Origin of the sequence: Acidovorax sp. Root219 (assembly GCF_001428665.1) — a bacterium.
Classification (GTDB): Bacteria; Pseudomonadota; Gammaproteobacteria; order Burkholderiales; family Burkholderiaceae_C; genus Acidovorax.
In genome coordinates, this window is record NZ_LMIJ01000008.1 from 120,769 (window position 1) to 135,931 (window position 15,163).

The following is a 15,163-nucleotide window of genomic DNA, read 5'->3' on the forward strand; positions in this document are numbered from 1 at the left end:
TGTGGTCCTTCGCTGCGCTCGGCTCGCCAGGGCGATAGTCAGGCGCGTCGACAGCGCGCAGCGCGTAACCGACACCCGGCGTAGCTGCCAGAGCAGCAGCCGGGTGGTACCCGCTCCCCACCCCTGCTGGCTGCGCCGAGAAGCGCAGGGCCTGGGGTGGGTGCGTNNTGTCTAGCTCGTCGCAGCTATTTGAGCGGAGTTCGAAGAACGTAGCGAGTTCTGCGACGCCACCCCAGGAACGAGCATCGCAGGTTGCCCGTAGCGAAGCGGAGGGACGCAGACTGGGGGTCGCCTTTTCTTTGCCTACTTTCTTTTGGCGACGCAAAAGAAAGTAGGTGCGCCGCCGGGCGCACATCCCGGCCTCCGCCCTCAGCAAAGCACCGAAGCAACCACGGACAAAGAACAAAGACCACGCCCATGAAAGAAACCAAATCCACCTGCCCCTACTGCGGCGTAGGCTGCGGCGTGATCATCGAATCCGAAGGCCCGCAGATCACCGGCGTGCGCGGCGACCCCACCCACCCCGCCAACTTCGGCCGCCTGTGCACCAAGGGCTCGACCCTGCACCTCACCGCAGCCAGCCCCGTCACCCTGCAAACCCGCCTGCTGCACCCCCTGCACCGCACCCAGCGCGGCCAACAAGCACTGCCCATCACCTGGGATGCCGCGCTGGACATGGCGAGCCAGAAATTCGCCGACACCATCGAGCAGCACGGCCCCGACGCCGTCGGCTTCTATGTCAGCGGCCAGTTGCTCACCGAGGACTACTACGTCTTCAACAAGCTCGCCAAAGGCCTCATCGGCACCAACAACATCGACACCAACTCGCGCCTGTGCATGAGCAGCGCCGTGGCCGGCTACAAGGCCACGCTGGGGGCCGATGCGCCGCCGGCCTGCTACGACGACGTGAAGCACGCGCAATGCCTGTTCTTCGTGGGTAGCAACGCGGCCTGGGCGCACCCCATCCTGTTTCGCCGCATCGAGGACGCGCGCGCGGCCAACCCGGGCATGAAGGTCATCGTCGCCGACCCGCGCCGCACCGACACTGCGGGCATGGCCGACCTGTTCCTGCCGATCCAGCCGGGCAGCGACGTGATGCTGTTCAACGGCATGCTGCACCTCATGCTGCGCGAAGGCTGGGTGGATGCTGCCTACATCGGCGCGCACACCACCGGCTTCGAGGCGCTCCAGGCGCTGGTGGCCGATTGCACGCCCGAGCGCGTGAGCGCGGTGTGCGGCATCCCCGAGGCCGACCTGGCCATGGCCGCGCAGTGGTTCGCCAGCTCCAAGGCCACGCTCAGCCTGTACTGCCAGGGCCTGAACCAGAGCAGCAGCGGCACGGCCAAGAATGCCGCACTCATCAACCTGCACCTGGCCACGGCGCAGATCGGCAAGCCGGGCGCGGGCCCGTTCTCGCTGACCGGGCAGCCCAATGCGATGGGCGGGCGCGAGGTGGGCGGCCTGGCCAACCTGCTGAGCGCGCACCGCGACCTGGCCAACCCCGCGCACCGCGCAGAGGTGGCCGCGCTGTGGGGCGTGGCCGACGTGCCTTCGCGCCCCGGCAAGACGGCCGTGGAGATGTTCCAGGCCGCTGCCGACGGCGAGATCCGCGCGCTGTGGATCGCCTGCACCAACCCCGCCCAGAGCATGCCCGACCAGGCCACCGTGCGCCGCGCGCTGGAGCGCGCCGAGTTCGTCGTGGTGCAGGAGGCCTTTGCCACCACCGCCACCGCGCAGTACGCCGACCTGCTGCTGCCCGCCACCACCTGGGGCGAGAAGACCGGCACCGTGACCAACAGCGAACGCCGCATCTCCCGCGTGCGCACTGCGGTGCCGGCACCCGGTCAGACGCGCCACGACTGGGCCATTGCGGTGCAGTTTGCGCACCAACTGGAAGCGCGGCTGCGCCCCGGCGCACCCAGCCTGTTCCCCTACACCACCAGCGACGCCGATGCCGGTGCCGAGGCGGTGTGGAACGAGCACCGCGAAACCACGCGCGGCCGCGACCTGGACATCACCGGCCTCTCCTGGCCCCTGCTCGAAGCGCAGGGCCCGCAGCAGTGGCCACTGCCCGAGGGTGCTGCCCACGGCAAGGTGCGCCTGTACGAAGACGGCATCTACCCCACGCCCGATGGCCGTGCGCGCTTTGCCGCCCATGCCTGGCAACCCGTGGCCGAGCCGCGCGAATCGCGCTACCCCTTCGGCCTGACCACCGGCCGCCTGCGCGACCAGTGGCACGGCATGAGCCGCACCGGCACGCTGGGCCGGCTGTTCGGCCATGTGGCCGAGCCCTCGGTGCAGATGCACCCGGACGACATGGCGCAGCGCAAGCTGCACAGCGGCGACCTGGTGCACGTCACCAGCAAGCGCGGCACCATCGTCGTACCGGTGATGGCCGACGCCAGCATGGGCCTGTCGCAGGCCTTCATGGCCATGCACTGGGGCAGTGAGTACCTCAGCGGCCAGTCATCCTCCGGCGAGCGGTTGTCGGGCGTGAACGCGCTGACCACCTCGGCCTACTGCCCCACCTCCAAGCAGCCCGAGCTCAAGCACGCGGCCGTGAAGATCCTCAAGGCCGAGATGCCGTGGACGCTGCTGGCCATGGCCTGGCTGCCAGGCGACAAGGCCCTGGCCGCACGCGAATCGCTGTCGGCCTTGATGGATGCCTTCCCGTTTGCCAGCTGCGTGCCCTTCAGCAACAACACCCCGCTGTCGGAGCCAGGCCGCGAGCGCACCGGCGTGCTGCTGCGCGCCGCAGGCCACGAGGCGCCACCCGACGCCCTGATCGAGCGCATCGAAGCCCTGCTGGGCCTGGCCACCGCAGACACCCTGCGCTATGCCGACAGGAAACGCGGCCAGCGCCGCGCCGCGCGCCTGGCCCGGCGGGACGACGGCAGCAGCACGCTCGAAGCCATCGTGCTGGCCGGCGACACCAGCGCCCAGGGCTGGATCAAGACCCTGCTGCAGGAAGAGCTTCCCGCGCAGAGCTATGGCCGCCTGCTGCTCGTGCCCAGTGCCAAGGCCCCGGTGGCAGTGCAGTCGCGCGGCAAGACGGTGTGCACCTGCTTCAACGTGACCGACGTGGCCATCACCGGCCAACTGGCGCACTGCCACGGCACCGACGACGAGCGCCTGGCCCAGCTGCAGGGCCAGTTGCGCTGCGGCACCAACTGCGGCTCCTGCCTGCCCGAGCTCAAGCGCATGGTGCGCGCCACCGGACCGCTCGCCAAAACAGCCATCGCAATCGCCGCCATATAACCAAAAGTTCGCTGGGTTGCGAGAAAATACCCAGCCCCACTTCAAAGAGCCATTCACCCACCATGGGCATCAGCCAGTACATCAAGGAAATCGGCCGCGGCCCGCGCGGGGCCAAGCCGCTCACGCGCGAGCAGGCCACGGACCTGTTCGGCCAGGTGCTGGACGGCACGGTGACCGACCTGGAGATCGGCGCCTTCTGCCTGGCCATGCGCATCAAGGGCGAGACGGCCGAGGAGATGTGCGGATTTCTGGACGCCACGCATGCCCGCATGGCCCTGCTGCCCGCCAGCGACCGCCCGCTGGTGGTGCTGCCCAGCTACAACGGTGCACGCAAGCTGCCCGTGCTCACCCCGCTGCTGGCCCTGCTGCTGGCGCGCGAGGGCCTGCCCGTGCTGCTGCACGGCATGCGCACCGAGGCGCGGCGCATCCTTGCCTCCGACGTGCTCGAAGCACTCCACGTGCCGACACTCACCGCACCGCGCAAGGTGGCCGATGGCGCGGTGGCCCACATCGCCACCGGCCTGCTGCACCCGGGGCTGGCCCGCCTGCTGGCCGTGCGCCAGACCGTGGGCCTGCGCAATGCGGGGCACAGCGCCGTCAAGCTCATGAACCCCTGCGCCGGTGCGGCCGTGGTGGTCACGAGCTACACGCACCCCGAATACTTCGAGATGCTGCAAAACACCTTCAGCGCCATGGGCATGAACGCTTTGCTCTCGCGCGGGCTCGAGGGCGAAGTGGCGGCCGACCCGCGCCGCACACCCCGTTACGACGCCTTCGTGGCCGGGGTGCACCATGTGCTGCAGGAGCAGGAGCCCGGCACCGCGAGCGAGGTGCCCGGCCTGCCCACCGAGATCGACGTGGCCACCACGGCCGACTACACGCGCCGCGTGCTCGCGGGCGAATTGCCGACACCACCTGCCCTGACGCGGCAGGTGGAACATATCTTGCACATCACCGGTCAAACAGCCACGCCCAGAATGCCGGAGACACAGCCATGAACCGCCCCACGAATCCATCCGCACCCCCGCCCCAGCACGACCGCCCGCACCTGGGCACCGGCGGCTCCTGCACCCTGGTGGGCGCCGGCCCCGGTGATCCGGAGTTGCTCACGATCAAGGCGCTCAAGGCCATCCAGGCGGCCACCGTACTGCTGGTGGACGACCTGGTCAGCGATGCCATCGTGGCCTACGCCTCGCCCACGGCGCGCATCGTGCATGTGGGCAAGCGCGGCGGCTGCAAGAGCACGCCGCAGGCCTTCATCGAAAAGCTGATGCTCATGGCCGTGAACGAAGGCGAGAACGTGGTGCGCCTGAAAGGTGGCGACCCGTTCATCTTCGGCCGCGGCGGCGAGGAGGTGGAACACCTGCGTGCCGCAGGCGTGCCGGTCACGGTGGTCAACGGCATCACCGCCGGCCTGGCGGGGCTGACCTCGCTGGGCGCGCCCCTCACGCACCGGGAGCACGCGCACGGCGTGGTCTTCGTCACGGGCCATGCCAAACCCGGCGACGCCGGCACCGACTGGCGCCAACTGGCCGCCACCGCACGCGACGCCAAGCTGACGCTGGTGATCTACATGGGCGTGAGCGGTGCCGCCACCATCGAGCAGGAGCTGCTCACCGGCCTGCCCGCCGCCACGCCCGTGGCCATCATCCAGCATGCCAGCCTGCCGCAGCAACGCCATGCCGTGACCACACTGGGCGAGCTGCACGCCACCATTGCCCGCGAGGGGCTGGCCAGCCCCTCGGTGATCGTGGTCGGCGACGTGGTGCAGGGCATTGCCGCAGCGGCCGTGCCGCAGCCGGCGAACAAGCTGCGCTTCGCCTGATCGCGCCGCACCTTTTCGCCCGCCCTTTCGCCCGCTCAGCAGGCCCTGCGATCCCATCGCCGGGCCTGTTTTTTGCCTGCGCGCAGCCCGTGGTGTGCACGCTCCAGGGGCGGGCCAACAGGCATGCATTGGCCCGGGTATTGCTAGTTGTGTAGCGACAACCCGATGGCACACCACACAGGATCACACCATGGCAGCCTACCCCCTCTCCGCCCGCAGCAGCCACGGCAATCTGCCCGCCCCCACCACCCCAGCGCCGCGCGATGGCGAGATGTCGCTGGTCAACCTCGCCGCCCGCCAGCGCATGCTGTCGCAGCGCATGGTGCTGCAGACCGTGCTGGCCACGCGCGGCAGTGATCTGCACCTGAAGGCGGCCCGCAGCTCGCTGGCGCTGTTCAGTGAAAGCCATGCCAGGCTGGTGGACACGCCGCGCCACCTCGATGTGGCCATGGGTGAGCGCATCCGCACGACCTACCAGGGCTCTGCCGGCGTGGGCCCCACCATCGACGCCTTCATGCAGCAGGTGGAGCGCACGCTGGAGCTGGCCGAGCGGCAAAGCCCGCGCGTGGAAGAAGCCCTGGCGCGCCTGGTGGAGATCACCGACGGCGCGCTGGATGCGCTGAACACGGCCACCACGGCCTTTGACCAGTTGGGCAAGGCCAAGTCCGAGACGCTGATGAAGGAACTGGCGGGCATCGTCGCCTCAATCCAGACCGTGGCGCGCGAGGCCAAGGTGGTGAGCTTCAACGCCCAGGTGATGGCCGCGCGCGCGGGCCAGCATGGCCGCGAGTTCGCGGTGGTGGCCAACGTGCTCTCGGGCATCACCAACGAGATCGACGGGCTCTCGCTGCAGGCCGTGTCGCTGGCGGGGCGCAACCGCTGAATGCGGCGCCCCAGCCCTGCCGGTCCGCAGTCAGGCGGCCAGCGGTGCAGGCACGGGTGCCGAGCGGGCCTGCTCGAAGCGTGCGGCCAGTTCCTTGCGCAAGGTCTTGCGCATCACCGCGGCATCCCAGCGGCGGCGCTCCTCGGCGGTGGAAGGCGACAGCGGGGGCACCGGCACGGGCTTGCGCGCCTCGTCCACCGCCACCATGGTGAAAAAGCAGCTGTTCACATGCCGCACCACCTGCGAGCGGATGTCCTCGGCCACCACCTTGATGCCGATCTCCATCGACGAGGAGCCGGTGTAGTTGACGCTGGCCAGAAAGGTCACGAGCTCGCCCACATGGATGGGCTGCAGGAACATCACCTGGTCCACGCTGAGCGTGACCACGTAGCAGGCCGAGTAGCGGCTGGCGCAGGAGTAGGCCACCTGGTCGAGCAGCTTGAGGACAGCGCCGCCATGGACGTTGCCGGAAAAGTTGGCCATGTCCGGGGACATGAGCACGGTCATGCTCAACTGGTGCGAGGGGATGTTCATGGACTCTGATTTTACGTGCGATGACGGTTACAACACCGTCTTCGGGCGCCCGCTACACTCGCGACACACAGCCACGGGCAACCATCCACGACCTGGGCGCAGAGGGGTAAAACATGCTCGAAATCGACAAACTCAATGAATTCACCGAAAGCCATGGCGCGCTGCGCACCGGGCGCGGGCTCGTGTCAGGGGTCATCGCCCTCACACTGGCGATCCTTTGCTTCCTGGGGGTGCTGGCCTTCCACTTCCCCGAGTACCTGACCACGCCGCAGTTGCGCAAGAGCTACGACGTGAATGTGATCCGTTACATCATGCTGGCGGCCATGGCCGTAGCGGGCGGCATCTCGCTGGTCAACATCCTGTTCAACCGCTCGCGCTGGCTGGCCACGTTCGCCTTCACCACCGTGGCGCTGGCGGCCTTCCTGGGTGGCCACAAGGTGGAGGTGAACCCGAACTTCCCCGACAACACGCCCTACATCGGCCTGGACTGGTTCATCCTCGATCTGCTGGGCAGCTCGCTGATCTTCATCTTCATCGAAAAGCTGTTCGCGCTGCGCAAGGACCAGCCCATCTTCCGCGCCGAGTGGCAGACCGACTTCCACCACTTCATCGTGAACCACATGGTGGTGGGCTTCGTGCTGCTGGCCACCAACCTGGTCGTGCACAAGTTCTTCGGCTGGGCCGCCAGCGACGGCATCCGCGGCTGGGTGCAGGGCCTGAACTTCTGGGTGGCGCTGTTCCTCATCGTGCTGGTGGCCGACCTGGTGCAGTACTGGACCCACCGCGCCTACCATGAGGTGCCCGTGCTGTGGCGCCTGCACGCCGTGCACCACAGCGTCAAAAGCATGGACTGGATGGCCGGCTCGCGCCAGCACATCCTTGAGCTGTTGATCACACGCACGCTGGTGCTGGCCCCGATCTACGTGTTCGGTTTTTCCAAGGAAGTGATCGACGCCTACATCGTCGTGGTTGGCTTCCAGGCCGTGTTCAACCACGCCAACGTGAGCGTGCGCCTGGGGCCGCTGCGCTACGTGCTGGTCACGCCCAACTTCCACCACTGGCACCACAGCCAGGACCAGGAGGCCCTGGACAAGAACTATGCGGCCCACTTCGCCTTCCTCGACCACCTGTTCGGCACCGCCGTGAAGAGCACCAAGCTGTGGCCCGAGCACTACGGCGTGCTGGGCGACTATGTGCCCAACGGCTTCGTGAAGCAGTTCAAGTTTCCATTCACCTGGAAAGGCTGAGCGAGCCGCGCAAACGCCCTCTGGCGTTACAAATGAGGCGCAAACGCAACGCGCTTGCCCTGGAAACCCCGGTTTTCAGCCGCCACAATCAAGAATGATTGTCATTTAAAAGTTACAATTGGAGCCATAAACCAGCCACGCCGTGCGCCCTTTTGTTGTTGCAGCGCTGCCAGCCAGTTGCCTGCTTTCAAACTCGAGGAGTGCTCCATGTCCGTTTTCCACAGGCAGCCTGTCTGCCGCCTGCATCCGTTGGCGCTGGCCACCATCGCCACGGTCCTGGCCGCTGCCGCCCATGCGCAGGACGCCGCCCCTGCGGCCTCCCCCGACCAGGTCACGGCCCCGAAAGCGATGAACAGCGTCACCGTGTCAGGCTCGCGCGAAAGCGCCTCCACCCGCCTGCAGCTGACCGCGCGTGAAACGCCCCAATCGACCACCACGGTGACCCGCGAGCAGATCGAGCGCCAGTCGCTGACCAGCATCGATTCGGTGCTGCGCAACGTGAACGGTATCGCCGTGAGCTTCTACGACACGCAGCGCCCGCTGTACTACGCGCGCGGTTTCCAGGTTACCGACTTCCAGATCGACGGCCTGCCCTCGTACAGCAGCAGCACCAACCAGGAGTTCGACACCGCGCTGTACAAGCGCATCGAGGTCGTGCGCGGCGCCAACGGAATCCTGACCGGCGTGGGCGTGCCCTCGGCCACGATCAACATGATCCGCAAGCGCCCGCAGCGCGAGTTCGCAGCCTCGGTCGCGCTCACCGCGGGCTCGTGGAACCTTTACCGTGGCGAGCTCGACATCAACGCCCCGCTGAACAGCGACGGCAGCGTGCGCGGCCGCCTGGTGGTCGCCCCGCAGAAGAAGGACAGCTTCCGCGACCGCTACTCCGAGGACAAGACTGCCCTGCTCGCCGCCATTGAGGCCGACCTGGGCCGCTCCACCGTGGTGGCCCTGGGCTACCAGCGGCAGTCCAACGACCCCAAGGCGCCGATCTGGGGCACCATTCCGCGCTTTGCCATCGATGGCTCGCCCATCGACCTGCCCACGTCCGTGAGCTTCTCGCCGCCCTGGACGCGCTGGGAGCGCACCTCGGGCACGTTGTACGCGACGCTGGAGCACCAGATCAACGATGACTGGAACCTCAAAGCGGCGCTGAACCACACCGAGGGCGATACCTTCAGCCTGCGCACCTACGGCTATGGCAGGACCACCTCGCTGGCGCCCTTCATCAACCCCGCAACGGGCGCCGGCACCACGCTGTACGCCGCCGTGGGCGGCGGCAGCGAAAAGCAGGAGACGGTGGATGCCTACCTGTCGGGCAAGTTCGAGCTCGGCGGCCGCAAGCACGACATGATGGTGGGCATGAGCTCCACGCGCATCGCCACGCGCACCGATGGCTACAGCTCGGTGGCCAACTGGAGCTATGTGGTCCCCAACATCTACACCTGGGACGGCAGTGCGCCGGCGCCAGCGTATTCCAAGACCGGCGCCTGGCGCACGCAGATCACGCAGCAAACGGGGCTGTTCGCCTCGGCGCGCTGGCGCCTGGCCGACCCGCTGTCGCTGCTCACCGGCGTGCGCCTGACTGACTGGCATCGCCACAGCGACAGCTACGGCACCACCGGCACCTATGCCGGCAAGAGCGCCATCCAGGACGAGAACCGCAAGGTCACACCCTACATCGGCGCGGTGTACGACATCACGCCCACGCTGTCGGCCTACGCCAGCTACACGCGCATCTTCAACCCGCAGAACTACAAGGACCGCAACAACAACCCGCTCTCGCCCGTGATCGGCAGCAATGCCGAGGCTGGCCTCAAGGCCGAGTTGCTGGATCGCCGCATCCAGGCGCACTTCGCGGTGTTCCAGACCAAGCAGGACAACTACGGCGTGCGCGATGGCGCCATCACCACGCCGCTGCCTGATGGCACGCTGCCCTATGTGGCGGTCAACGGCACCAAGTCGACCGGCTTCGAGCTGGAGTTCGCGGGCATGGCCACCAGGCAATGGCGCGTGAGCGCAGGCCTGACGCGCGCCAGGGTCACGCGCGCCCCCACGGACCTGATCTACGCCAACCTGCCCGACTACCTGCTGCAGCTGGGCACGGACTACCAGCTGTCGGGTGCGCTCGCACCCCTGTCGGTGGGCGGCAACCTGGTGTGGCAAAGCTCGGTTGAAGGCTTCAACATCCCGCACCCCACCGGTACGGTGACGGTCAAGCAGTCGCCCACGGCAGTCCTGGGCCTGCGCGCCTCGTGGCAGTTCAACCCCAAGCTCAGCGCCACCCTGGCCGTCAACAACGTGACGAACAAGAAGTACTGGGCCAACCTGGACTATGGCAACTACAGCGACCCGCGCAACGTCAGCCTGACGATGCGCGCGGCATTTTGATTCGGTACATCCCCCTGAGGCGCTGCGCGCCTTCACCCCTTCTCTCGAATGGCTGCGCCACTCGGGAAGGGGGACACCGCCAGCGCGGCGGGGCGGCCCTTGCGCGGCGGTCCTGGCTTTTAGGCAGCGCGCTCTCAACGGGCCGCGGGAAACTGAGCCATACCGCCGCAAGATGCGGCAGTCCAGACCGACTGCGGCATCCCGTTGCTTGATGGCTGCACTGCGATGAACCCACCTTCCGCCCACCCCGCCGGCCGCTGGTATGCCAGCCACCATGCGTGGCTGGTGGTCTGGCTGCAGCGCAAGATGGGGTGCCCGCACGGTGCCGCCGATCTGGCGCAGGACACCTTCGTGCGCGTGCTCGCCGCGCGGGAGATCGAGCAGGTGGTCGAGCCCCGCGCCTTTCTGACCACGCTGGCCAAGCGGGTGCTGTTCAGCCACTGGCGCCGGCGCGAGCTGGAGCAGGCCTACCTGCAAGCGCTGGCCGAGTCGCCGCAGGCCACGGCACCGTCGCCGGAAGATCTGGCCGTGCTGCACGAGGCGCTGCAGGCCATCGACCAGCGCCTGAACGGCCTGCCTGCCAAGGTCAAACAGGCCTTTTTGCTGCACCGGCTCGATGGGCTGACGCATGTGCAGATCGCCTGCGAGATGGGGATCTCGGTGGCCAGTGTGGAGCGCTACATGAAGCAGGCCTACCTGCACTGCTGCAGGCAGGATACCGGCGTGGGCCAGCCATGAGCAGCGGCCCTTGCGGGTTGGCGCAAGATGCACTGGCCACCGCCGTGGACTGGCAGGTTCGGCTGACCTCCGGCAGCGCCAGCGCAGGCGAGCACGCAGATTTTGCGCGCTGGCTGTCGGCCGATGCGCGCCACCAGGCCGCATGGCAGCGTGTGCAGGGCGTGCTCGCAGAGCCCGTGGGGCAGATCCACCACATCGACCAGCGCCACCCAGGCCAGTTGCCGGCCGTGCGCCGCAGCCTGACCGCAGCGGCAGCGCCGGTCTCGCGCCAGCGCAGGGGCATTGTGGGCGGATCGGCCCTGATGCTGCTCGCCAGCGTGGGCGCCGGGACCCTCGCCCACCGCAGCCAGCCGCTGGGCGGGCTGCTGGCCGACCTGCACACCGGTACCGGCGAGACACGCCACACCCTGCTGCCCGATGGCAGCGGGCTGGACCTGAACGCCCGCAGCGCAGCCGATGTGCACTTTGACCACGGGCGCCGTCTGGTACGGCTACGCGCAGGCGAGTTGCTGGTGCAGGTGGCCCGCGATGCCCTGGCCGATCGGTCATCGGGCCTGCCTGCGCGCCCCTTCGTCGTTCAGACCCGGCATGGCACCGCCCAGGCCATGGGCACCCGCTACCTCGTGCGCCAGGAAGCGGATCGCAGCCTGGTGGTGGTGCTGGAGCACAGCGTGGCCCTGCAGACCGGCGATGGCGCACAGCGCATCCTGCGCGAAGGCCAGGCTGCCTGGATGGATGGCCAGCGCATCGAGATGGCGGAGCAGCCCATGGCACACCAGGCCAGCTGGACCGAAGGCGTGCTGGATGTGCGCGACGAACCGCTGGGCGATGTGGTCGCCGCACTGGGCGCCTGGCGCAAGGGGTTGGTACGCATCAGCCCGGCGGCCGCCCAGCTCAGGGTCTTCGGCGTTTTCCGCCTGAACGACACCGGGCAGGCGCTGCAGGCCCTGGTGGACACCCAGCCGATCACCGTCACCCGCTACGGCCCGCTGCTGAGCCTGATTGACCTGGCTGCCACCTGAAAAAGCGGCTCACCGACTTTTTTTGTTGTTGCGTGAGGGGTTTGGCGCGGCTCGCTGGACAAGGAGGGAAGCACCCTCTTTCCACCTTCAGCACAGGAACCGATTTCATGCCCAGCCCCTCCTTTAGCCCCCGCCTGCTCGTGGCGGCCTTGACCGCCGCCTTCTGCGGCGCCAGCTTTGCGCAAACCCTTCACGCCCCCGGCGACACGCTGGTGGCCCAGGCCGGTACCGTACAGAACTGGGACCTGCCCGCCGGCCCCCTGGACGACACCCTGGCCCGCATGGCCCGCCAGGGCGGCAAGATCCTCACCGCAGACCCGGCACTGCTGCGCGGCAAGACCGCCCCTGCCGTGCGCGGCAGCTTTGCGGTGGAAGAAGCGGTGCAGCGTGCGCTCGCAGGCTCGGGCCTGGCGCTGGTGCGCCTGGGCAACGACACGCTGACCGTGCGCCCTGCGGCCCCCACGCCCACTGCAGCCCCCGCTGCAGCACCAGTCGCCGCCTCTGGCACGGCGGAGCGCAGCCTGGCGGCCGTGACGGTCGAAGGCTCGCGCGACCCGAACCAGCTGTACCAGCCCTTCGCGGGCGGCCAGGTCGCCAAGGGCGCACGCCTGGGGGCCCTGGGCAACACCGCCCTGCTCGATGCGCCCTTCGCCATCAGCGGCTACACCGAGCAGGCCGCGCGCGACGCGCAGGCCCGGCGGCTGATCGACGTGCTGGCCGCGGACCCGGCCGTGCGCACCACCAACTCCGAGAGCAATGCCGTGGACGTTTTCTTCCTGCGCGGCCTGCCCATGCTGAGCCAGGACATCTCGTTCAACGAGACCTTTGCGGTGGTGGACACGCGGCGCATCGCGGTGGAGCAGTTCGAGCGCATCGAAGTGCTCAAGGGCCCGAGCGCGCTGCTCAACGGCATCGGCCCGAACAGCACCACCACGGGCGGCACCATCAACCTCGTGCCCAAGCGCGGCACCGATGTGCCGCTGACCCGGCTGACCCTGTCCGCCTCATCCCACGGCCAGGCCGGCGCGCACCTGGACGCGGGGCGCCGCTTCGGCGCTGACAACCAGTGGGGCGTGCGCGTCAACGCCGCCACGCGCGGCGGCGGCTCCACCGGCGTGCCGAATGAAAAGGTGGGCATCGACCACCTGTCGGCCGCGCTCGATTTCGCAGGCGAGAAGCTGCGCGCCAGCCTGGACGTGGCACAGAACCAGCGCCAGTTCGACGGGTTTGCCCAGTTCCACCGCTTCAACGAAGGCTTTGCCCTGCCCGCGCCGCCCTCGACGGCGCAGGCCATCAGCCAGCCCTGGGACCGCAGCGACACCAAGAGCTCTTCGGTGGTCTCGCGGGTGGAGTACGACATCACGCCCGACTCCACCGTGTTCGGCGTGCTTGGAGGCGTGGACTACGAGGAGTCGAACGTCAACGCCGGCAGCACCCGCATCACCACGGCCAGCGGCAACTTCACCGCCCAGCCCAGCATCTTCCAGACCAACTCGGCCCTGCGTTCGGGCGAACTGGGCTGGCGCATGCGCTTTGCCACCGGCCCGGTCAAGCACCGGGTGGTGGTCGGCTATTCGCGCTTCACGGGGGACGGCTCCAGCCTGAGCCAGACCATGGGCAGTGCATTCACCAGCAACCTGTACAACCCGGTCTTCATCGCCCAGCCCGCGTTGCCCACCGGCGGCCGCCTGGCGCGCTTTCAGGACACCGCCTCCGACAGCCTGGCCGTGGTGGACTCCATGCACTTGCTGGACGACCGCCTGCACCTGATCGCCGGCGTGCGCTACCAGAAGCTGGACATCGGCGAATTCGCGGGCGGCGTGGAGCAGCGCCGCTACGAGCAGACGGCCACCGCCCCGTCGCTGGCCGCCAGCTACAAGCTGGCGCCGACCTTCTCGGTGTATGCCAACTATGCCGAAGGCCTGTCGCAAGGGCCCGTGGCGGGCGGCAGCACCGCCAATGCGGGCAAGGTGTTCCCCCCGTTCAAAGGCAAGCAGATCGAGGCCGGCGTTAAGTACGACGGCGGCTCCTTCGGTGCCAGCGCGGCGCTGTTCCAGATCCGGCAGCCGGTGTCCTTCGTCAACGGGGCGAACTTCCTCGTGGTCGACGGCGAGCAGCGCAACCGCGGCCTGGAGCTGTCGCTCTACGGCGAGGTGGCCAAGAACCTGCGCCTGAACGCCGGCCTGGCCCTGTCCGACGCCGTGCAGTCGAAAACCCTGAATGGCGCCAACGACGGCAAGAAGGCCATCGGCATCCCCGACCACACGCTGGTGGTGCAGGGCGAGTGGGATATCGCCGCCCTGCCGGGCCTCACCGCGACCGGCCGCCTCACCAAGGTGTCGAGCCAGGTCGCCAGCGCCAACAACGCGCAGAGCATCCCGGGCTTTGACAGCTACGACCTGGGCCTGCGCTACAGCACCCGCCTTGCCGGGAGTCCCACGGTGTTTGGCCTGACCGTGGAAAACGTGGCGGACTCCTCCCATTGGCTCGCAGTGCGTACCGGCTTCCTGACGCGCAGCACGCCCAGAACTGCGCTGTTCTCGGTCAGCACGGAGTTCTGAAGCACCTGCGCGCCCTGGCGTCTTTTTGCACGGCCACGCTTGCAAGCCCGCTTGCGACAGGGGTCCGGACAGGTGCTCCAGGAGCACGCCACGGGCGCCCAGGCGCGGGACTACGGGGCGCCAAGCTCTTCTTCCAGCGTTTTCAGTTGCTTGCGCAGCTCCTCGCTGCGGGCCTCGCACGCGGCTTTGCCCTGGCCGGCTGCTGCCGCCCGCTCCTGCGCGAACTGGGTGCCCGATGCCAGGGTGCTGCGCAGCGGACCCGCGCTGGCCGCGGCCTCCAGGGGTTGCGCTGCACATTCCTTCTGGTTGCGCTCCAGGGCCATGCGTGCCTGGGGAACGCCCTGGTTCTGCAGGTGGTTCTTGCGCTGCCATGTGGGGCCGAACGCCCCCTCCCTGGAGGTGGAGGGCGGGGACGGGATCGGCGTGGCACCCTCCAGGGCGGGGCGCACCTCGATCTTCTCGCCCTGGCCCGGGCAGGATGCGTCCTGGAAGGACACCTTGCCATCGGCATCCGTGCACTTGTTGATGGCCCAGGCCGGGGCCAGAAAGCCCAGCGCCAGGGTGCAGGCGGCGTAGCGGATCATGGTCATGGGGGCAGTCCTTGCGGGATGGATGGCACATGTTAGTCCACTGAAACCGGGAAATCGGCTGTGCGTGAGGGTCTGGCAGGGCCGCAATCTAGGCGCCGGGCGCAGCCGGGTTGC

11 protein-coding genes are annotated in these 15,163 nt (G+C 68.4%); 9 read left to right on the forward strand and 2 right to left on the reverse strand.

What is annotated here, in order from left to right:
* Nucleotides 1-417 precede the first annotated feature (417 nt).
* The 4 genes from ASE28_RS07870 to ASE28_RS07885 all read left to right on the forward strand — a co-directional run bounded on the left by ASE28_RS07870 (nucleotide 418) and on the right by ASE28_RS07885 (nucleotide 5,966).
* Nucleotides 418-3,258 (forward strand): nitrate reductase, encoded by a 2,841-nt coding sequence (locus tag ASE28_RS07870; protein ID WP_057266001.1) that lies wholly within the window; start codon nucleotides 418-420, stop codon nucleotides 3,256-3,258.
* 62 nt (nucleotides 3,259-3,320) lie between these two features.
* Entirely contained in the window at nucleotides 3,321-4,256 is a 936-nt protein-coding gene (ybiB, locus tag ASE28_RS07875) for a DNA-binding protein YbiB (protein ID WP_057266003.1), read from the forward strand.
* The gene (gene cobA, locus ASE28_RS07880) at nucleotides 4,253-5,083 is read left to right on the forward strand and encodes a uroporphyrinogen-III C-methyltransferase (RefSeq protein ID WP_235516069.1); all 831 of its coding nucleotides are present in this window, start codon (nucleotides 4,253-4,255) and stop codon (nucleotides 5,081-5,083) included. The genes ybiB and cobA overlap by 4 nt, the downstream gene beginning before the upstream one ends.
* Nucleotides 5,084-5,273: 190 nt before the next feature.
* Nucleotides 5,274-5,966: a type IV pili methyl-accepting chemotaxis transducer N-terminal domain-containing protein gene (locus ASE28_RS07885; protein ID WP_057266005.1), complete on the forward strand. Its 693-nt coding sequence runs from the start codon at nucleotides 5,274-5,276 to the stop codon at nucleotides 5,964-5,966.
* Between the two features lie 30 nt (nucleotides 5,967-5,996).
* On the opposite strand, the gene ASE28_RS07890 is transcribed toward ASE28_RS07885, so the two are convergent.
* Nucleotides 5,997-6,500 (reverse strand): acyl-CoA thioesterase, encoded by a 504-nt coding sequence (locus ASE28_RS07890; RefSeq protein WP_057199663.1) that lies wholly within the window; start codon nucleotides 6,498-6,500, stop codon nucleotides 5,997-5,999.
* Between the two features lie 113 nt (nucleotides 6,501-6,613).
* Here ASE28_RS07890 and ASE28_RS07895 point away from each other — a divergent pair, with 113 nt between their 5' ends.
* The 5 genes from ASE28_RS07895 to ASE28_RS07915 all read left to right on the forward strand — a co-directional run bounded on the left by ASE28_RS07895 (nucleotide 6,614) and on the right by ASE28_RS07915 (nucleotide 14,459).
* A complete protein-coding gene (locus ASE28_RS07895; protein ID WP_057199662.1) occupies nucleotides 6,614-7,747 on the forward strand; it encodes a sterol desaturase family protein in 1,134 nt (377 codons plus the stop codon).
* 207 nt (nucleotides 7,748-7,954) lie between these two features.
* A complete protein-coding gene (locus ASE28_RS07900; protein WP_057266007.1) occupies nucleotides 7,955-10,138 on the forward strand; it encodes a TonB-dependent siderophore receptor in 2,184 nt (727 codons plus the stop codon).
* Nucleotides 10,139-10,363: 225 nt separating this feature from the next.
* The gene (locus ASE28_RS07905; protein ID WP_057199660.1) at nucleotides 10,364-10,876 is read left to right on the forward strand and encodes a sigma-70 family RNA polymerase sigma factor; all 513 of its coding nucleotides are present in this window, start codon (nucleotides 10,364-10,366) and stop codon (nucleotides 10,874-10,876) included.
* A complete protein-coding gene (locus ASE28_RS07910) occupies nucleotides 10,873-11,898 on the forward strand; it encodes a FecR domain-containing protein (protein ID WP_082603970.1) in 1,026 nt (341 codons plus the stop codon). The genes ASE28_RS07905 and ASE28_RS07910 overlap by 4 nt, the downstream gene beginning before the upstream one ends.
* 107 nt (nucleotides 11,899-12,005) lie before the next feature.
* Nucleotides 12,006-14,459 (forward strand): TonB-dependent receptor, encoded by a 2,454-nt coding sequence (locus ASE28_RS07915; protein ID WP_057266009.1) that lies wholly within the window; start codon nucleotides 12,006-12,008, stop codon nucleotides 14,457-14,459.
* Nucleotides 14,460-14,569: 110 nt separating this feature from the next.
* On the opposite strand, the gene ASE28_RS07920 is transcribed toward ASE28_RS07915, so the two are convergent.
* Nucleotides 14,570-15,049 carry a DUF4124 domain-containing protein gene (locus tag ASE28_RS07920; protein WP_057199656.1) on the reverse strand — a complete coding sequence of 160 codons (480 nt, stop codon included), beginning with the start codon at nucleotides 15,047-15,049 and terminating at the stop codon, nucleotides 14,570-14,572.
* Nucleotides 15,050-15,163 lie beyond the last annotated feature (114 nt).